This window comes from Maribacter sp. MJ134, assembly GCF_003970695.1.
Lineage (GTDB): Bacteria > Bacteroidota > Bacteroidia > Flavobacteriales > Flavobacteriaceae > Maribacter.
Genome location: NZ_CP034570.1, coordinates 3,791,364 through 3,810,446 on the forward strand (window position 1 = coordinate 3,791,364; position 19,083 = coordinate 3,810,446).

The following is a 19,083-nucleotide window of genomic DNA, read 5'->3' on the forward strand; positions in this document are numbered from 1 at the left end:
GGGAATTATGAAGCAGTATATTTTTGTTTTTTTGATATGCATACCGCTTATCGCCGTGTCACAAGCTACCTTAGAAGGTGTGGTTATGGAACGGAGCGGAGACCAAAATAAGGTTTTGTCCGGAGCAAATGTATATTGGATGAACTCTCAGACCGGAACCATAACCAATGATGAGGGAATTTTTAGTATTCCCTATTCCAAGGCCTATAACAAATTAATAATCAGTTATGTGGGTTATAAAAGCGATACGCTTATCATTACAAATGCGCAAAGGATAAATCACTTTTTAAGTCCTTCCAATCAACTGGATGAGGTAATTGTGCAACAAGAACGAGATGCGGTAGAGAAGGCATATTTCAGTGCTCAGAATGTGATAACCGTAAATAGTGCCGAGCTTTTAAAAGCGGCATGCTGTAACCTATCCGAGAGTTTTGAGACCAATCCCGCTATTGACGTGAACTTCTCAGATGCCTTAACAGGTACCAAACAAATTCAAATGTTGGGACTTACAAGTCCATACTTGTTAATTACACAGGAGAATATTCCTATGGTACGTGGAGCATCCCAAGCGTATGGACTCACATTTACTCCGGGCACATGGGTAGAGAGTATACAGATTACCAAAGGAGCCGGGAGTGTGGTAAACGGTTATGAGAGTATTTCGGGGCAAATAAATACCGAACTAGTGAAGCCTTTAACGGATAGGGCCTTCTTTGTGAATGGATATGCCAATAGAAATGGACGTTTGGAATTAAATACCCATAGTAATCACAAGCTTTCGGATAAGTGGAGTACAGGATTGTACGTCCATGGAAACTTAAGAACTCAGAAAGAAGACAGGAATGACGATGGTTTTTTAGATGCTCCTTTAGTGGAACAGATAAATATTATGAACCGCTGGCAATATCAAAATCCGGAAACAGGCTGGGTGAGCTTTGTTAATTTTCGCTTTTTGAACGATGAAAAACAAGTGGGCGAGGTAGTTTTTGACCCTGATACCGATAGGTTTACCACCAATGCATGGGGGAGCGAAATAGATACCCGTAGGTTTGATTCCTCCGTTAAACTTGGGTATGTTTTCCCTGAGCTACCTTTTCAAAGTTTTGGTTTTCAAGCCTCGTATAGCAATCATCAACAGGAATCTTACTACGGATTTAATCGGTATGACATTAACCACAATAGTATCTACTCCAACCTTATTTTCAATTCGATTATAGGCGACACACGAAGTAAATTTAAAACCGGGCTTACATTCGCCCATGATACCTATGATGAATTGGTAAATACGCAAGATTTTGGAAGGGATGACACCTCCGGAGGGGTCTTTTTTGAATACAGTTATGAAAATCTGGAAAAGCTTAGTCTCACCGCAGGTCTTCGGGTAGATACCCATAATCGCTTAGGCACTTTCGTCACTCCACGGCTGCACATGCGCTATACACCGTGGGAACTAGGAAGCTTAAGGGCTTCTTTTGGTAGAGGTAGGAGAGCGGCCAATATTTTTGCGGAGAACCAACAGTTGTTCGGCTCTTCAAGACAAATTCAGCTATTGGATACAGAAGGAAGTGTTTATGGCCTTGACCCCGAGGACGCATGGAACTATGGTGTAAGCTTTTTACAGGGTTTTTTGTTTTTGAACCGAAAAGGAAATATTACGTTAGACTATTATAAGACCGATTTTATAAATCAGGTGGTAGTAGATTGGGAGAATCCTAGAGCAGTTTCTTTTTATAATTTAGAGGGGAAAAGTTATGCGGATAGCTTTCAGGTAGAGGTAAACCAAGAAGTCCTAAAGAATCTAGAGGTACGTTTGGCCTATAAATATTACGATGTGCAAACGGACTATAGAAGTGGAACCCTTCAAAAACCGTTACAGGCACAGCACCGATTTTTTGTCAATATGGGTTACCAAACCAACATAAAGGATAATGGTGCGCAGTGGAAGTTTGATTATACGGTACATACCTTAGGAGAGCAACGTTTGCCAAATACCGATGAAAACCCACCACAATTTCGACTAGGCGATACGGCGGAAGGATATAGTTTAATGAATGCTCAAGCCACTAAAGTCTTTTCCGACAGATTTGAAGTCTATCTAGGTGGCGAAAATTTGACTAATTTTAGACAAAGTAACCCTGTTTTGGGTGCGGATAACCCTTTTGGCGAGAATTTTGATACAAGTATAGTGTTCGCACCCATTATGGGAAGAATGTTTTATGTCGGATTTCGGTTTAAGGTCCCCTAAAAGCCCCAGAAGGTTGTCTTTTGGGTTGAGCTTGTTAATTTGTAAAAAGTGAAGAAGTAAAAATGTAAAATATTTTGGCTCCAACGCTCGGTTCAGGGTGAGGAAGACATAGGGGTTGATTTGTGACTTATTAAGTTGAGTTTTGCAGAAGGATTTTATCGGGCTAAAGATCAGACTTGGGTTAGTCAAAGTGCTTTCGAGAGGTAGTTAGGTTCAACTTAAAAAGTAAAGGCCTCCCTCCTAATGAGGAGGGATTGAGGGAGGTGTAAATATTAGAGATTAAATTAAAAGTAAAAATAGATATAGCATGAAAAAAATAGTTTTAGCCGTATTAATGGTATTAGTAACAGGGGTTACTTTTGCTCAAGAAAAGAACAAAAAACTCACTATGGAGGTAGATGGTAAATGTGATATGTGCAAAACGCGTATAGAAAAGGCGGCCTTAGGGGTTAAAGGGGTAAAATATGCCATGTGGGATATTCCTTCTCATGAGTTGTCATTAATCATAGATGAGCGCAAAACAGACCCAATGCAAGTGAAGGCGGCTTTAGTTGCTGTTGGCCATGACACCAAAGAATTAAAAGCCACGCAAGAGGCCTACGATGGTGTGCATCCCTGTTGTAAATATCGTGAGGATAGTTCGGATGATAGTGGTAAGCATAATTAGGTAGATATAAAATTATTTAAAAACCGCACTGAGTAATCAGTGCGGTTTTTATTTAAGAAATCAGACAGATTCAAATATGTATTAATCGATAATTATTTCATCCGCAAAAACCCAAGAAGGTAAACCGGCCGCGTGATGCCAATAGGGTGTCGCTGTATTTTTCGCTTTCACCTTGATGTATCTGAAGTTTTTTGGTTCTATTTCAAGGTCAAAATAATGAATATCGTTCACCTTGCTACTTTTGGTTAAGGGTTCTGGGTTTTTAATGGTGCCTAGAAGCTTGAATTTTTCATTGTCCAATGAGCCATAATATTGAACACTACCAGGAAAAAACACCACATGATTGGTTACCTGCAAGAAAGCCATAGATAGGGTATTTATAGTCTGGGCTTTCTCTAAGTCTACCACAATTTCTAGGTCATTTCCTTCATAGCCGAGCCAGTTGGCATAAAAGCTACTGCCTCCAAGAGCTGCATCCGTCAATACCTGCGGATTTTCATCTGCATACTTTTTGGGAGGCGTAATGGAGACCACTTTTTTTCCTTTGGCCTTGTTTTTTCGTTTAGCGATTTCTAGGGCGGATAGGTAATTTATGCCATATTCACTTACCGTAAATCCCATTTCATTCATTAAGGTAATATTGTTTTTCTTAGCGGTATTCGTGAAATTATCCAATAGAACCGCAACTTTGGGATTCGTGAATAGCGTTCCATCCTCTTTAAACTTGGTTAGACTAAGTTCTGGGGTTAAATTTTTTCTACTAGCTTCTAAAATCGCAAAATCAATGCTCATTCGCGCCTTTTTCACTCTATTCAATAGTTCTGGTTTATCGGTTACGGCGTTTTCGCCCGCATCAAATAGCGCCATATATTTTTGAAGTAGGTCCGGATTTAAGTATGAAGAAAAAGCTTCAGAAGGGTCTCCGTATAAAAACAAGAAAAAATTATCCTCTTCCTTGATTTTTGAGTGTATGAGTTGTACATATTCTTTGATAAAGGGACCTGCATCTCCGTAATATCCATGTGTAAACTCTGTTAAAAGGGCATCAAAATCTAGGTCAAGGTTCCAAAGAAGTTTTGCTGTAATATAGGAGCGTAACTCAAAAAGCTCGCTTGGATTGTTGCTGTGCTGTTCAAAAACCCATTTGGCGTTATTATCGCGAAACAATTGAATGTTGGGCTGCAAGGTGTGCATATTGGGGAACGGTGCCAGAAAGTTGGTGAACTGAGTCGTATAGTCCCAAATTCTTATATTATCCGTAAGGGTGCTCCATCCCTTTAAATCGGCAGCAAAATCCGTGCAGTTTTTGGCTATACTTTCGCTTCGGTCACATTCAATGCTACAAAGCGTTATCAATACATTTTCCAAAGGAGCCGTTTTGGGCGGTTTTCTTGTGTGCTGATAGGCGAGGGTAGAAATTGTTTTTTCAGGAAAAGCCTTGGCTATTTGGTTGGCAAAACGAATCATGGTGCCGGATGGACTACCTTCTACGCTATCAATGGCGCTACAATTTTTACACTGGCAGTATTGCTGGTTATCGTCTTGACTTACTGAAATCACGGATGCTTTTGGATTTCTGTTGAATAATGCCGAAACAGAATCGGTTATGATTTCCAAGACGGCGGGATTGGTCAAACACAATTGAGTAGGGAGTCTTTTATCCCCGCGCAGCGCATAATACTCTGGATGAGGTTTATAGAATACTTCCTCTGGTATAAATCGATGAAAGGTGTGGACTTTTGCTTCGGGAACATAATAGGGGAAGGCCTCCGTGGTCACTTTATGCTGTTTTGCAAATTCGTTGTTCTCATAAAAAAGTCTAGAGTGTACGGTACGGGTAACGATATCCGGTGTGTAGCTATAATTGATAGCATCTAGTAAAACAGTTTTGGAAACTGGTATGTAAGCTGCATCGGGAGCGTACCATTTGCAACCCATATAGTTTTCCAAGAATACGAATACCGCGTTAGTGATAGCTTCGTCAGAACCACCATTAATGTAAAGATTCTTTTCTTTGGTTACGATACGGATTTCCTGTGCTTTTAGGTTGTCATCATTAATATTTCCGACATAGATTTTTGGGGTGTTCAAGGTTTGCGAATCTTCGCTAACCAGAGGAATGGCAACGCCACTTATTTTTGAGATATATTCCTGTAAACTACTAGCCGCTTTGTAAGCAGTTTCAGAGGCGGAATTCAAATGAACTATTTCATAGACAGTTGTACCGTTTTCCGTCAACACCAGTTCCTCGGTAGAGCAAGAAGTCAGCAATAAGGTTGCTATTGCTATTACAATACGTGCTATGCGCTTCATAAAACTAAAAATTTAAGCTATCGTTCTTGTGATGAAGCCTGGTATATGGACTTTAATAAGCTGTCTTCATCCTTGGTATCATTACCAAGTTCCCAAAACATGATGCCGCCCAAATTCTTTTTTAGTGCGTATGCCGTTTTGAGTCGTACGGAAACCGTATCGTCGTATGTTATAAAAATTTCGTCTTGAGCACTATACAGGTATGGCGCTTTGGCTACGGGGTCCCAATATCTCTTATAGTTCACATCTGTTTCAAATTCACTTCTTATTTGAGCATAAGCGCTCCAACCGATATGGGTTCCTGTATTGGGTTGATAAAGGCCATTATTTGTAGACGGAACTCCTTTCCAAGCTCTTCCGTAAAAGGCAGCCCCAATCACCAGTTGTTCGGGTTTAACACCCTTTTCTATGCAAAAGTTAATAATTCTCTCAACTGATCTAGGGCCATAATTAGCGGCTCCTTTATTTGACTCGGCTCTCCGTTCTTTTACATAATTCCAGAACGGGGTTTCTTTGACATCATCGTCCCGAATAAGGCCAAGGGCGGTATGATGTCCTGTATATGGGGAATTGCCACCTATCTGGTCGTATGTCATTACGTTCATAAAGTCTGCATACCGCATCACTTCGGAGAGTTCTATATTGTCATAGTATCTTTTCCATCCTGCGGATGCGAACGTAAGGGTCTGCTCTCTTTCCAAAACGTCTAGCGCTTCCCGCAGCTCCTTCATGAGTAAAGTAAAGTTCTGCTTATCTTCTGGTCTTGCCCCAGTACCCGCGGCCGGTATAGCAGGATATTCCCAATCAATATCCAAGCCATCCAATTCATATTTTCTATTAAAGGCTACAGCACTATTTATGAATTTAGCGCGGTTCTCTTTAGTTGAAGCCATGTCCGAAAAGCCATCCGCTCCCCAGCCACCACAGGCAATCATAACCTTTAAATGTGGATATTTTTTACGTTCTTCAACAAGTTGTGCAAGTTTTTCTCCTGCTTCTGAATTTCCAAATTTCATTTCCCCGTCAATAACGTTGGTGAAGGAAAATATAATATGTGTCAACTGATTTAACGGGAGTTGTTCTGGGTTATAATTTTTTTCCGGAACATAATATGCCATAACTACAATAGGGTCTTTTTTTTCGGGTTTGGCAAAGGATAGTAGTGCTATGGCAATGAGCACTGGGACTAAAAAGGCAATGTGTAATCGTATGTGTTTCATGTATAGTGGTTTAAGCAGGTAAAAGCTAAATAATTTTTCTTGTTTAAGAGAAATTTATAGACCAAAAACAACTGGGAAAGTATTAATAACAACGTTTTAGCTATAATAATCATCATAACCATAAAAAACCCCCTTTTGGAATTTCCAAAAGGGGGTTTTGAATAAAATAGTTATATAGCTATTCGCAAACGGGCTACTATTTCGCCCGTGGCGAATCACCACTACATCATACCTGGCATTCCGCCACCACCGCCCATAGGCGGCATTGCAGGAGCATCTTCTTTAATGTCCGTTAAAGCACATTCGGTAGTTAAGATCATACCAGAGACCGAAGCAGCATTCTCTAATGCAACTCTAGTTACTTTCTTAGGATCTATAATACCAGCCTTCATCATTTCAACGTATTTTTCAGATTTGGCATCGTATCCGTAATCACCTTTTCCTTCAAGAATTTTAGCGATTACAACAGAGCCTTCACCACCCGCGTTAGAAACAATGGTTCTTAACGGTGCTTCAATAGCGCGCGCAACGATCTGTAAACCTGTGGCTTCATCTTCATTTTCTGTAGCGACTTTGGTCAAAACGGCTTTAGCTCTTACCAAGGCGACACCACCACCGGCAACGATACCTTCTTCTACAGCAGCTCTTGTTGCATGTAGCGCATCATCAACACGGTCTTTTTTCTCTTTCATTTCTACCTCGGAAGCAGCACCCACATAAAGAACAGCAACACCACCAGCCAACTTGGCTAAACGCTCTTGTAGTTTTTCCTTATCGTAATCAGATGTTGTTGTTTCAATCTGAGATTTAATTTGATTTACTCTCGTTTTGATATCCTTTGCAACACCACCGCCATTTACTACGGTTGTATTGTCTTTGTCTATTTGTACCTTCTCACAAGTACCCAACATATCAATAGTGGTATTGTCCAAAGAGAACCCTCTTTCCTCAGAAATAACGGTACCACCTGTTAGGATAGCGATATCCTCTAACATTGCTTTTCTGCGATCACCAAAGCCTGGAGCTTTTACAGCGGCAATTTTTAGAGAACCTCTTAGTTTGTTAACTACCAAAGTAGCTAAGGCTTCACCATCAACATCTTCTGCGATAATCAAAAGCGGTTTTCCAGATTGCGCTACCGGCTCTAAAACTGGAAGCAAATCTTTCATGGAAGATATTTTCTTGTCGAATAACAAGATATACGGGCTTTCCAATTCCGCTACCATTTTTTCAGAGTCCGTAACGAAGTAAGGAGAAAGGTAGCCTCTGTCAAATTGCATACCTTCAACAACGTCTACATAAGTATCCGTTCCTTTAGCTTCTTCAACAGTGATGACACCCTCTTTACCAACTTTTCCAAAAGCCTGAGCTATTAAATCGCCAATGGTATCGTCATTGTTCGCAGAGATAGAAGCAACTTGCTTTATCTTTTCTGAAGAATCACCTACTTTTTTAGATTGTTTTGATAAATCGGTAACGATAGCCTCAACAGCTTTGTCTATACCTCTCTTTAAATCCATTGGGTTAGCACCTGCTGCCACATTCTTAAGTCCTTCCTTAACGATAGCCTGTGCTAAAACAGTTGCGGTAGTAGTACCGTCACCTGCCAAATCGTTGGTTTTAGAAGCAACTTCTTTTACCATTTGTGCGCCCATATTCTCCAAAGCGTCCGCAAGCTCAATTTCTTTCGCTACCGTTACACCATCTTTGGTTACTTGTGGTGCACCAAAAGATTTGCTGATGATTACGTTTCTTCCTTTAGGTCCTAAAGTTACCTTCACTGCATTAGCCAATGCATCGACTCCTCTCTTGAGGCCATCTCTTGCGTCGATATCAAATTTTATGTCTTTTGCCATTTTGTGTTTTAGTTTTTAGCCTTTTGGCTGATTGCCTTGGGCTAGTATTTTAATTAGTGAATTAATTTGTAGTTGAGGCTATAGGCTAATAGCCAGAAGCCTAGATTTATTTTTAGATAATAGCCAAGATGTCGCTTTCGCGCATCATCAAGTAATCCGTGCCTTCTAATTTCAACTCCGTTCCAGCGTATTTTCCGTAAAGAACGGTATCTCCTACCTTGACCGTGACTTTTTCATCTTTTGTTCCAGGTCCAACAGCAACTACTTTACCTTTTTGTGGTTTTTCTTTTGCGGTGTCCGGAATGTAGATTCCTGAAGCCGTTTTGGTTTCAGCTGCCATAGGTTCTATAAGAACTCTGTCTGCCAGTGGTTTAATATTAACTTTAGCCATAATAGTATGAATTTATAATTGATTTTTTAGTTTGACGATTAATAGTCAGAAATTATGCCATTGCACAAAACCTGACATATTTAATGAAAAAATGCCAGCTTAGTGACAAGCTGGCATCTATACAATTCTATTGTACACTGTTTTATATACTATCCGTAGGAGTAGTATCGGGAGTTACTTCCGGTGTCACTTCTTCGGGTAAGGTTTCTGGAACAACCGTTTCAATATCGTCTCCTTGTAATAATTTAGAATCAGCGTCACCAAAATTACCTTTGAGTGCAATGTTAGATGCTAATATCAAAAGAACCAATAGCCCTGCAAGGGTCCATGTGCTTTTGTCTAAAAAGTCTCCTGTCTTTTTAACACCACCAACAACTTGGTTGCCGCCACCGCCAAAAGAGGAAGATAAGCCTCCACCTTTAGGGTTTTGCACCATAATTACCAAGACAAGCAAAAAGCAAACGATGATAATTAGAATCAGGAATATTGAAAATGTACTCATTATACTTAGCTATTTTCGCGTTTAATTTTTTCTACCGCTTTAATTCGGTCTGCAAAGAAACCACTTTTTTCCGGATATTTCAAACTTAAAATTTTGTAAGCTTGGATGGCATTTTTATACTTTTTCTGTTCTAAATAAACCCTGGCAAGCGTCTCTGTCATTAGTTCGTTCTTGTCTAATTTAGAAGAATTGGCAACAGCGGCTGACTGTGGAATATTGTCTTTGGGAACTATTTTAGGATTAGTGGCTATAAACGTATCTATTCTATCGAACTTACTTTGCTTTTCATCTTTTTTCAAGACTTCTTCCTCAGTTTTCTCTTCCGGGAGTTCTTTGGCTGGCAATTGGTTTCTGACTATTGGTTTCTTTGCCGTTAATTGTAGCCATTCCGTAAACGAATACTTTTCTTTTTTGTCAAACGGCAGCGGTTTTCCTATTTCTAAGGTATCCGCTTCGTTTTTAGGTTTCTCTTTCGCCTTAAAAAGTGCGGGGTCTAATATTTGCTCTGCATCGTTTTTGTCCTGAGGTAGCGGTTTATCGGCTGAGTCCTCGATAAGAGGTTTCTCTTCCTTCTTTAATACTTCTTCTGTAATAACCTGTTTGTTGAAAGTATCATCATGTAAGAAATCTTTGGAGGTTATAAAATCAAAAAGAACGTCTCTGTCCGTTGTGTAGGCAGCGGTAATCTTAAGTGCCTTGTTGTATTTGTAGCTATTAAGGTTTTTAAGTCCTTTTAAATGTAGTGCTCTGGCCGATTGAAAATAGGGGTACTCCTCTAAAATGTCTTCCAGCTGTTTTGTCTGCAACGGGTCTACCACCTTATTAGGGTGTTCCAAAAAATAGGTAAAATCGGAGACTTTCATTTTAAAAGTTCAAGTGTCAAATCCTAATTAAAGTTAATCTATGCTCTTAAGGATTTGTAACATTTATATTCCTTGATTTAGTGGTTTACGTTTTTATTTACCAATCTGCAAGTGAAGCGTTGAAAATATCTTGGGTGATTCGTTCAAAAATAACTTCGTGTGCTTCGCTTTTCACTGCGGCAAGTTGTGCGTCCGCTGGGTAGTCAAAAAAGAAGGAAAAGCTTTGGTCAAAATCGGCATCTTCCTTGGTATTATTGTAAAATCTACATTTAACCCTAACGGACAACCTGTTCTGGGCAGCGGTCTGTTGGGCGGTAGCGGTCATGGGAGAAATTCTATATTCCGTTATTTCGCCTTCGTACAGTAAATCTGCATCTCCGTTGTTTACCAAATCCAGGCTTGTTTGGTTCAGGATACGGTCTTGAAGTGCCAAGGTAAAATCCCTATCCATTCCGGGTTCAAAAGTAGAACCGGGACTTTGCGTAGCGTAATTTTGAAAGTAGTTTACCTGAAATGTAGTTGCTGTCCCCACATTACCACCTGTAAAATTATAGATGCCGCATCCGTTCAATAATAAGATGGATAGGAAAAGGGTGTAAATGGAAATTTGTTTTTTCATCGATACTATTTTGAAAACCCTTAAAGGTCGTACTGTTTTATCTTTCTGTACAAGGTACGTTCTGAAATTCCGAGTTCGGAGGCGGCCGCTTTTCTTTTTCCCTTATTTCTCTCAAGTGATTTCTTGATCAGTTCAATTTCTTTTTCCTGTAAAGATAGGGTTTCCTCTTCTTCGATTTCCTCCGCAAAATGATATTTGTCTTCTTGCGCTACGGGCGCATATGGCTTTTCAATTGCTGGTTCCGGTAATTGTAACACATTGAGTGAGGTTGTTTCTTGAGTCTCGATTTCTTCGTCCTCTTCCCCGTATATCTTGCGGATTAGATTTTCGTTTTCCTCTTGGACTTTTTGAGAATCGTTGTTCTTTAAAAGCTCCATGGTCAGTTTCTTCAGGTCGTTTAGGTCCCCCTTCATGTCAAAAAGAACCTTGTAAAGAATTTCTCGTTCGTTACTAAAGTCGCTCTCCGACTTTGAACTGTTCACTACCGCAGGCAAATTATTCCCTTGACTGTTGGGCAAATAACTATGCAGTGTAGCGCCAGAAATTGCCCTGCCCTCCTCAAGGACGGAAATCTGTTCAGCTATGTTTCTGAGTTGTCTTATGTTTCCCGGCCACCTGTATTTAAGTAATAGTGCTACAGCGTTCTCGTCTAACCTAATAGTAGGCATTTTATACTTTTGGCCAAAGTCCGAAGCAAACTTTCTGAACAGCAGGTGAATATCTTCCTGTCTTTCACGCAAAGGCGGAATATTTATTTCCACAGTGCTCAGACGATAGTAAAGGTCTTCCCTGAACTTTTCTTTTTTTATGGCTTCGAACATATTTACGTTGGTAGCGGCAACGATTCGTACATCGGTCTTTTGTACTTGCGAAGAACCTACCTTTAAAAATTCTCCATTTTCCAATACACGTAGGAGTCTAACCTGGGTTGTAAGTGGTAGTTCGCCTACCTCATCTAGAAAAATAGTACCTCCGTCAGCGACTTCAAAATAACCGCTTCTTGTCTGGGTAGCTCCTGTGAAGGCCCCTTTTTCGTGCCCAAAAAGTTCACTATCAATCGTTCCTTCCGGTATGGCGCCACAGTTTACCGCAATATATTTTGCATGCTTTCTATGTGAAAGGGAGTGTATGATCTTAGGAATGGATTCCTTTCCTACACCGCTTTCCCCGGTAACTAGAACTGAAATGTCCGTTGGCGCTACCTGAATGGCTTTTTCCAAAGCCCTATTCAGCTTTGGGTCTTGGCCAATAATCTCAAACCGTTGTTTTATGTTTTGTATACTCTCCATTTATTAGTCTATTAGAGTCATGGGTATTCCTTTTAATTATTATCGGAATAACCTACTGCTTCTCCAATCAGTGTTGCCGATGTACAATCATTAATCTTTATATTCACAAAATCTCCCACCTTATAATTTTCCTTTGGAAAAACTACTACGGTGCTTTGTGAATTTCTTCCCATCCATTCGTTTTCGGATTTTTTTGAAGTACCTTCAATGAGGACTTCCTGTATCTTTCCGAGATGTTTTTCCGTTCTAAACCGGCAATGTTCCCGTTGTAGGGCAATAATCTCGGATAGCCTTCTTTTCTTGACCGGGGCAGGGACATCGTCTTCCATCTTTCTTCCCGCCATGGTGCCGGGTCTTTCAGAATAGGCGTACATATAACCGAAATCGTACTTTACATAATCCAAAGCCTTTAAAGTGTCCTGATGGTCTTCTTCCGTCTCCGTAGGAAATCCAACTATGATATCTTGCGATATACTGCAGTCTGGTATGATTTTTCTGATATTGTCTACCAGTTCAAAGTATTCTTCGATAGTATGAAGCCGGTTCATTTCTTTTAGAATACGATTACTGCCACTTTGTACGGGCAAATGCACATGATTACAAATGTTATCAAATTTTGCCATGGTTTCAATAACGTCCAAAGTCATGTCCTGTGGGTTGGATGTTGAGAAACGAATACGCATTTTAGGATGCGCTTGCGCTACCATTTCCAATAATCTAGCAAATCTCACCGCTGTGGCTTTCTGCATTTTGGTTGCCTTTTCAAAACCTTTTTTGAGTCCTCCGCCGTACCACAAATAACTATCCACATTTTGACCAAGAAGGGTAATTTCCTTGAAGCCTTTATCCCATAATGTTGCAATTTCTGCAAGAATGGATTGTGGGTCGCGACTACGCTCCCTTCCTCTGGTAAACGGAACAACACAAAAGGTACACATGTTATCACATCCTCTTGTAATGGATACGAAAGCAGTAACACCGTTTGAATTTAAACGTACGGGAGCGATATCTCCATAAGTTTCGTCCTTGGAAAGGATAACATTTACAGCGTCCCGGCCAGAATCAACTTCCTTGATCAGATTGGGAAGGTCTTTGTAGGCGTCCGGCCCCACCACCATGTCCACTATTTTTTCCTCATCTAGCAATTTATCCTTTAAGCGTTCTGCCATACAGCCCAGAACGCCCACTTTTAAATGGGGGCGTAATTTTTTTGCGGCATTATATTCCGTTAATCGCTTTCTTATGGTCTGTTCTGCCTTATCCCTTATAGAGCAGGTGTTTACCAAAACCAAATCTGCATCGGCAAGGGTTTGGGTAGTATTGAAGCCTTCTTTTGCCAAGATGGATGCAACAATTTCACTGTCGGAAAAATTCATCGCACAGCCATAACTTTCAATAAAAAGTTTACGGCCGTTCTGCACCGAATTTTCAAGCTTTAATGTTGTACCCTGTTTAGTTTCATCTATTGTCTTCTCCATATATGCCAAACTTCTTCTACGTCCCTGTACTTTTAAATGTGTCGTTTAGACGTAGCGGATAACAAAGATAATACTATATTCAAAAATGTGACAAGTTGGCAGTTTATTTAGTGTAATTTTAAGCTTTGAACTAAGATGCTTAAATTTATTTAAATTAAACTACCAACATGAGTTTAGAGACCTTAGACCAAAAAATAACAGAAAAGCCACCCTTGGAATTTGGGTTAATATTTAGTGAATCCATAGCACTTTTTAAAAAAGTATGGCTTCAAGGTTTTATTACGCTCTTGTTAACGCTGGTCACCATTCTGCCATTTTATATCATGATCTATATTCCTATGATCGCCGCAGGGATTACTGACCCGGATATGTTACGCAACGAAGAAATGCCCCCGATGGTTGTTGTGGCCATGGTGCTACTAATGCCTGTTTTTTTGGTTGGGGTAATGACTTTTGGTATTGCGCTAAATGCTGCATTTCTTAGGATATGTAGGCAGAAGGATAATAATGAAGTAGTGAGTGAAGATTACTTTTACTTTTTCAAGGATGGGCGTTTGGGGAAAATCGTAATAGTAGCCCTTATAATGCTTGGGTTAAGTTTGTTGGGCAGTCTCTTATGTGGTTTGGGCATTTTATATGTAATAGTGCCTATGTCGCTGTTCCCCGCCTTTTTGGCCTTTAATGAAGAGCTTAACGCCATGGATACTGTAAAAGCTAGTTTTGCTTTAGGAAATAAAAACTGGCTCGTTATTTTTGGTCTTCTCATTGTTATGGGTATCGTTGCAGAATTAGGCATTATCCTCTTTTGCGTGGGAGTGCTATTTACTGCCATGCTTTCTAAAATACCAACGTATTATATATATAAGTATGGTGTTGGCTTCGATTCATTAAACGAATAATTTTACCATGGAAATCTACGCAACTAAAAGACGGTTGCCACGTCTTAAAGGTATAACCCAATAAATAGTGTAAAATGAGAAAGAAAGCTTTTTTACTGGTTTTGGTTGCTGTTGGTTTTCTGGTTTCCTGTGACAACGAGGATGCCTATGAGGATTATCAAGTAGCTAGACCACTTACCATGGATGTGGCACAATTCAAGGCACAAGCCGTTTCTGTGACGGAACCCGAACCGATTATTTCTTCTGGAAAAATATACACGTACAGAAGTTACATTTTTGTAAACGATGTAAATCGTGGTTTTCATGTCATTGATAATAGTAATCCTACGGCTCCGGAGCGTATTGCATTTATCAAGTTAGAAGGAAATTATGATATTTCAGTGAAGGACGACAAGTTATATGCCGATAGTTATGGAGATCTAGTGATTTTTGATATAGCTAATATTAATGACATTAAAGTTTCCAATCGTATTGTAAATGCGATTTACGAAAATGGGGGTATCTGGGCAACGGACCTTGAATATCCTACTGCAGACTTTTATGATTATGGCAATTACGACTATCAAAAAGATGCGATAGTGGGTTGGACTGTTACAACGGAAAGAAGATTGGTTTCTGAATATGAAAGCAGATATGGAGGGGGCTATTATGAGGATTCTTCTTTGGCCAACACCACGTCTTCCGATAGTGGACTTGGAAGATCTGTAGGGCAAGGAGGTTCCTTGGCCAGATTCAAGATAGTTGGTGATTATCTGTATGTGGTAGATTATAGTAATATCAATATTTTCGACATTACCGATGTAGCCAACCCGGAAACACTTGAGGATGTGCAGGTCGCTTGGGATATGAAACAATTTTTAATCAAGGCGATGTGCTTTTCATTGGAGGTAGACAGGGCATGTATATCTATGATATTACAGAGCCACAAAAACCTACTTTTATTTCAGAATTTAGACATGGCACGGCATGCGACCCGGTGGTCGTAGATGGAGATTACGCTTATGTAACTTTAAAAGGAGGGAACTTTTGCGGAAATACGGACAGTGGTTTGTACGTGGTAGATGTTTCTGATTTGGCAAATCCGGAATTAAAGGTAATATATCCCATGAGCGGTCCCAATGGTCTAGGAATTAAAGGAGATAGGCTTTTTGTATGTGATGGGGAAGCAGGGCTAAAAGTTTTTGACAAAAGTGATGCACCAAACGTAACCGAGATAGATCATTTTGAAGATATTTTCGCCTATGATGTTATTCCTTTAGATGGTTCCTTGTTGATGATCGGTGAGCAAATATTATATCAGTATGACTATGTGGAAAATAATATAGAACTAATTAGCACTTTTGAGCTGAATTAGAGATATAACATCAAAAAAAAGGCCGCTTCGTAGCGGCCTTTTTTTTGTCAATTCTGTTATTTATTTGAGCGAAATCATCTTGATTTTATTTTTCGTGACCTTCTCGTTTATTGTAGTGATATAAGTATCCAGCAATTCATTTAAGTCATTGATTTCCGTATTTAACTCCCTTGTTACTTCATCAAAGAAAGCTAAGGATTGATCGGTAGGTGGATAGTCTCCACGTTGAGAGTCCGCAAGTAAAAACGCCAATCTATTGTTTATGCGGATTCCATAGTTCAGAGGATCTTGTCTACTTTGGTTTTTGGTCATATGAATGTTGTTCTCAATTACGGTCATCTTCGTTTCAAACTCGCTAAGCAGATTTTTAAGGTCTTCGTTGCCAATTGCTTTCTTGTTCAAGTAGTTTAAGTCTTCCTTTACCGCACGGATTGTGGTTATGGCGTCATTAGCCCTTGAAACTTCATTTCTGACAGCTATTAAAAAGTCGAACTGTTTTTTGTAGTCCGATGCTGAATTCGGTAGCCTAGGGTCCTTTACAATGGTAAACGTTTCTTCTGAAGTTGATCCGTTATAGTTGAGCCTTACTTTATACGGGCCAGGTACGGCTTTTGGGCCTCTGTTCGGTGAAGAATAAAAGACCATACCTTTAAAGGTTCTGTAACCGGGATAGCGCATATTCCAGATAAGTCTATTCCCTCCGCTTTTCACTTCTAGGGATTTGGTTGATGCAGGATTTAACTTGTCCTGCTTTGCGTGATTTGAAAATGATTGAATTAACGATCCATCCATCTCCAAAATATCAATCGTAACGGTATCCGTCTTTTTACTGTCTTTAACATAGTAGTTGATAATGGCGCCATCTGGATGATTCTGGCCTTCCAGTTTGGTATTTGATGGTCCCCATCCCTGTGATTGTTGCATTCTGTAAGCAGTATCTGGTTTGTACAAGTGAAAATCATTTATAGCCATTTCTTTTGAAAGCTGATGTAATGGGGTTAAATCATCGATCATCCAAAAACTTCTACCATGGGTGGCCGCAATTAAATCATTGTCTCGAACATGAAGATCTCTGATAGCCGTTACAGGTAAATTTAATTGAAAGGAATTCCAGTTTAAGCCATCGTCAAAAGAGACATACATACCCCATTCCGTACCTGCGTATAAAAGACCTTTCTTAGTTTTGTCCGATCTAATTGCTCTTGTATAATGATTACTTTTAATACCATTGGTAATCACCTTCCAAGTTTTGCCATAATCAGATGTTTTATAGAGGTAAGGCGTATAGTCGCCAAACTTGTAGGAAGTTGCTGCGACATATGCCGTGCCTTTTGAAAAAGGGCTTGGGTCTATACAATTGATCATATTTAGTTTTGGGCTCATTCCAACAGGAGGTGTAATATTTTCCCAAGTTGTGCCATTGTCTTTGGTTATATGTATAAGTCCATCATCACTACCTACCCAAATGACTCCTTCTTCCAAAGGAGATTCATTAATAGCGAATAGGTTCGAATAGAATTCTGCTCCTGTATTATCTTGTGTAATGGGTCCACCCGAAGATTTTATCGTTTCGGGAAGGCCTCTTGTAAGGTCTGGCGAGATGGTTTTCCAAGATTGTCCTTCGTTTGTGGTTTCATGTAAAAAATTGGACCCTACGAAAAGTCTGTTGGGGTCATGTATGCTGAACTTAACGGGAAAGTTCCAATTAAAACGGTATTTCATAACTTCTGCTCCGGACCCCGCCGGGTTATCTGGCCATACGTTAATGGACCTGGTTTGGTCCACACTATGGTCTTGTCTCATCATATAGCCTTTGTAAGTTCCCCCATAAACAATTTCGTTGTTTTCTGGATCTGGCGCAAGGTGCGCACTCTCACCTCCGGCTGTGGGTTCCCAATCACGCTCTCCGATAGTGGAACCGGAAACCCGATGCGCTATGCGTACGGTACTATTGTCCTGTTGCGCACCATAAATACGATATGGGAAAGAGTTGTCCGTAGTTACCCTGTAAAACTGAGCTGTTGGTTGGTTGTGATAGGTGGTCCAGTTATCTCCCCCATCATTAGATATCTGAGCGCCCCCATCGTCAGCAATAACCATACGGTTATTGTTATTAGGGTCTATCCATAAATCGTGATGGTCTCCATGAGGAGCATTTTTTAAAGTAAATGTTTTTCCTCCGTCCGTAGATACCCCATAACTAACGTTCATGACATAGACCTTGTCCTTATTCTGCGTATCCGCGTAGATACGGCTATAGTACCAAGCGCGTTGGCGCAGTGCTCTATTTTCATTGATTTTCTCCCATGTTTTTCCTGCGTCATCAGATCTGTATAATCCACCTTCCTCTGCTTCAATAATAGCCCAAACTCTATCCGAGTCTAAAGGAGACACTGTTATCCCTACAATTCCCCATGGCCCTTTGGGTAGGCCTTCAAACTTTGATATATCTGTCCATGAATCTCCGCTGTCCGTACTTTTGTATATTTTGCTATCAGGTCCGCCACTATCCATCCGGTAGCCGTTACGTTTCATTTCCCAAGTGGCGGCGTAAAGTATTCTTGGATTGTTGGGGTCAAGGATTAAGTCTCCCGCACCTGCTTTTTCACTTTCGAATAGTATTTTTTCCCAGTTGTTTCCGCCATCAATACTGCGAAAAACGCCACGCTCGTTATTGGGTTTCCATAAATTACCAATTGCAGCCACATAAACAATGTCTGGGTTTGTGGGGTGAATCCTAATACGGGAGATGTGTTCGGTGCCTTTGAGACCAATGAAAGTCCAGCTTTCTCCGGCGTCAACACTTTTCCACACCCCATTTCCTAAAGAAACATTACCTCTTAAAGTCTGCTCTCCTTCTCCTACATATATTACATTGGGGTCGGACTCCGCGACGGCCACAGCCCCTATAGAGCCACCAAAATACCCATCGGAAATACAGCTCCAAGTGCTACCGGCATCCGTAGTTTTCCAAACACCGCCACCTGCAGTGCCCATATAATATAGGTTTGGGTCATTTGGCACACCTGTAGCGGTACCTGCTCTACCTCCCCTAAACGGTCCTACCAAACGCCATTCGATACCATTATATAAAGATTCATCGAAGACCAAGGTATTGGAGGTTTTCTTATTTCGTTGTGCATTTAATGGTATTGCCGCTAAGACAAGTATGCTCAGTGTTAGATACGTGATAGTTTTTTTCATTTTGTAAAATCTAGTGTGCTTTAAAAATAAGGATATTATATGCTTTTTGCTCGGTATAACAGTAAATTTCACTTTTCGGTTATAAGGTCAATTCAGGAGTTATTTAATTTTAAATATGACGCCATATCATAAGGTCATAGCAGGAAATTAAAAAATTCAACTACTTTTGTTGCTCAAAATATA

At 40.2% G+C, this 19,083-nt stretch carries 15 protein-coding genes; 5 read left to right on the forward strand and 10 right to left on the reverse strand.

Going from position 1 to position 19,083, the window contains the following annotated elements; all coding sequences use genetic code 11:
- Window positions 1-7: 7 nt before the first annotated feature.
- The gene (locus EJ994_RS16375; protein ID WP_126593466.1) at window positions 8-2,245 is read left to right on the forward strand and encodes a TonB-dependent receptor; all 2,238 of its coding nucleotides are present in this window, start codon (window positions 8-10) and stop codon (window positions 2,243-2,245) included.
- Window positions 2,246-2,552: 307 nt separating this feature from the next.
- A complete protein-coding gene (locus tag EJ994_RS16380; protein WP_126593467.1) occupies window positions 2,553-2,912 on the forward strand; it encodes a heavy-metal-associated domain-containing protein in 360 nt (119 codons plus the stop codon).
- 81 nt (window positions 2,913-2,993) lie between these two features.
- Here EJ994_RS16380 and EJ994_RS16385 read toward each other — a convergent pair whose 3' ends face one another.
- The 9 genes from EJ994_RS16385 to miaB all read right to left on the reverse strand — a co-directional run bounded on the left by EJ994_RS16385 (window position 2,994) and on the right by miaB (window position 13,443).
- Complete coding sequence (locus EJ994_RS16385) at window positions 2,994-5,225, reverse strand: DUF4838 domain-containing protein (protein ID WP_126593468.1); 2,232 nt, start codon at window positions 5,223-5,225, stop codon at window positions 2,994-2,996.
- A gap of 17 nt (window positions 5,226-5,242) precedes the next feature.
- The gene (locus EJ994_RS16390; RefSeq protein ID WP_206507155.1) at window positions 5,243-6,445 is read right to left on the reverse strand and encodes a glycoside hydrolase family 18 protein; all 1,203 of its coding nucleotides are present in this window, start codon (window positions 6,443-6,445) and stop codon (window positions 5,243-5,245) included.
- Between the two features lie 221 nt (window positions 6,446-6,666).
- Window positions 6,667-8,301, reverse strand: a complete 1,635-nt coding sequence (gene groL / locus EJ994_RS16395) for a chaperonin GroEL (RefSeq protein WP_126593469.1) — start codon at window positions 8,299-8,301, stop codon at window positions 6,667-6,669.
- Between the two features lie 112 nt (window positions 8,302-8,413).
- Entirely contained in the window at window positions 8,414-8,692 is a 279-nt protein-coding gene (gene groES, locus EJ994_RS16400; RefSeq protein ID WP_099572506.1) for a co-chaperone GroES, read from the reverse strand.
- 142 nt (window positions 8,693-8,834) lie between these two features.
- Window positions 8,835-9,194, reverse strand: coding sequence for a preprotein translocase subunit SecG (gene secG, locus EJ994_RS16405; RefSeq protein ID WP_099572505.1), 360 nt, complete (start codon window positions 9,192-9,194; stop codon window positions 8,835-8,837).
- Window positions 9,195-9,199: 5 nt separating this feature from the next.
- Window positions 9,200-10,057: a hypothetical protein gene (locus EJ994_RS16410; RefSeq protein WP_126593470.1), complete on the reverse strand. Its 858-nt coding sequence runs from the start codon at window positions 10,055-10,057 to the stop codon at window positions 9,200-9,202.
- A 97-nt stretch (window positions 10,058-10,154) separates the two neighbouring features.
- Complete coding sequence (locus tag EJ994_RS16415) at window positions 10,155-10,676, reverse strand: LptE family protein (protein WP_126593471.1); 522 nt, start codon at window positions 10,674-10,676, stop codon at window positions 10,155-10,157.
- A gap of 20 nt (window positions 10,677-10,696) precedes the next feature.
- Complete coding sequence (locus tag EJ994_RS16420; RefSeq protein ID WP_126593472.1) at window positions 10,697-11,965, reverse strand: sigma-54 interaction domain-containing protein; 1,269 nt, start codon at window positions 11,963-11,965, stop codon at window positions 10,697-10,699.
- 32 nt (window positions 11,966-11,997) lie between these two features.
- Window positions 11,998-13,443: a tRNA (N6-isopentenyl adenosine(37)-C2)-methylthiotransferase MiaB gene (gene miaB, locus EJ994_RS16425; RefSeq protein WP_126593473.1), complete on the reverse strand. Its 1,446-nt coding sequence runs from the start codon at window positions 13,441-13,443 to the stop codon at window positions 11,998-12,000.
- Between the two features lie 167 nt (window positions 13,444-13,610).
- Between miaB and EJ994_RS16430 the strand changes: the two genes are divergently transcribed.
- The 3 genes from EJ994_RS16430 (at window position 13,611) to EJ994_RS17665 (ending at window position 15,696) form a co-directional block, all read left to right on the forward strand.
- On the forward strand, window positions 13,611-14,342 hold the full coding sequence (locus EJ994_RS16430; protein WP_126593474.1) for a hypothetical protein: 732 nt from the start codon (window positions 13,611-13,613) through the stop codon (window positions 14,340-14,342).
- A gap of 74 nt (window positions 14,343-14,416) precedes the next feature.
- On the forward strand, window positions 14,417-15,328 hold the full coding sequence (locus tag EJ994_RS16435; RefSeq protein WP_241240809.1) for a hypothetical protein: 912 nt from the start codon (window positions 14,417-14,419) through the stop codon (window positions 15,326-15,328).
- The gene (locus EJ994_RS17665) at window positions 15,241-15,696 is read left to right on the forward strand and encodes an LVIVD repeat-containing protein (RefSeq protein ID WP_241240810.1); all 456 of its coding nucleotides are present in this window, start codon (window positions 15,241-15,243) and stop codon (window positions 15,694-15,696) included. The genes EJ994_RS16435 and EJ994_RS17665 overlap by 88 nt, the downstream gene beginning before the upstream one ends.
- Before the next feature lie 60 nt (window positions 15,697-15,756).
- Here the strand turns inward: EJ994_RS17665 and EJ994_RS16440 are convergent, their stop codons facing one another.
- Window positions 15,757-18,900, reverse strand: coding sequence for a WD40/YVTN/BNR-like repeat-containing protein (locus EJ994_RS16440; protein WP_126593475.1), 3,144 nt, complete (start codon window positions 18,898-18,900; stop codon window positions 15,757-15,759).
- Window positions 18,901-19,083: the final 183 nt, after the last annotated feature.

What these genes read in the sequence shown, in the direction of transcription:
- EJ994_RS16375 (WP_126593466.1), top strand. Translation starts at nt 8, where the DNA reads ATGAAGCAGTATATTTTTGTTTTTTTGATATGCATACCGCTTATCGCC.
- EJ994_RS16380 (WP_126593467.1), top strand. Translation starts at nt 2,553, where the DNA reads ATGAAAAAAATAGTTTTAGCCGTATTAATGGTATTAGTAACAGGGGTT.
- EJ994_RS16385 (WP_126593468.1), bottom strand. Translation starts at nt 5,225, where the DNA reads ATGAAGCGCATAGCACGTATTGTAATAGCAATAGCAACCTTATTGCTG.
- EJ994_RS16390 (WP_206507155.1), bottom strand. Translation starts at nt 6,445, where the DNA reads ATGAAACACATACGATTACACATTGCCTTTTTAGTCCCAGTGCTCATT.
- groL (WP_126593469.1), bottom strand. Translation starts at nt 8,301, where the DNA reads ATGGCAAAAGACATAAAATTTGATATCGACGCAAGAGATGGCCTCAAG.
- groES (WP_099572506.1), bottom strand. Translation starts at nt 8,692, where the DNA reads ATGGCTAAAGTTAATATTAAACCACTGGCAGACAGAGTTCTTATAGAA.
- secG (WP_099572505.1), bottom strand. Translation starts at nt 9,194, where the DNA reads ATGAGTACATTTTCAATATTCCTGATTCTAATTATCATCGTTTGCTTT.
- EJ994_RS16410 (WP_126593470.1), bottom strand. Translation starts at nt 10,057, where the DNA reads ATGAAAGTCTCCGATTTTACCTATTTTTTGGAACACCCTAATAAGGTG.
- EJ994_RS16415 (WP_126593471.1), bottom strand. Translation starts at nt 10,676, where the DNA reads ATGAAAAAACAAATTTCCATTTACACCCTTTTCCTATCCATCTTATTA.
- EJ994_RS16420 (WP_126593472.1), bottom strand. Translation starts at nt 11,965, where the DNA reads ATGGAGAGTATACAAAACATAAAACAACGGTTTGAGATTATTGGCCAA.
- miaB (WP_126593473.1), bottom strand. Translation starts at nt 13,443, where the DNA reads ATGGAGAAGACAATAGATGAAACTAAACAGGGTACAACATTAAAGCTT.
- EJ994_RS16430 (WP_126593474.1), top strand. Translation starts at nt 13,611, where the DNA reads ATGAGTTTAGAGACCTTAGACCAAAAAATAACAGAAAAGCCACCCTTG.
- EJ994_RS16435 (WP_241240809.1), top strand. Translation starts at nt 14,417, where the DNA reads ATGAGAAAGAAAGCTTTTTTACTGGTTTTGGTTGCTGTTGGTTTTCTG.
- EJ994_RS17665 (WP_241240810.1), top strand. Translation starts at nt 15,241, where the DNA reads ATGTATATCTATGATATTACAGAGCCACAAAAACCTACTTTTATTTCA.
- EJ994_RS16440 (WP_126593475.1), bottom strand. Translation starts at nt 18,900, where the DNA reads ATGAAAAAAACTATCACGTATCTAACACTGAGCATACTTGTCTTAGCG.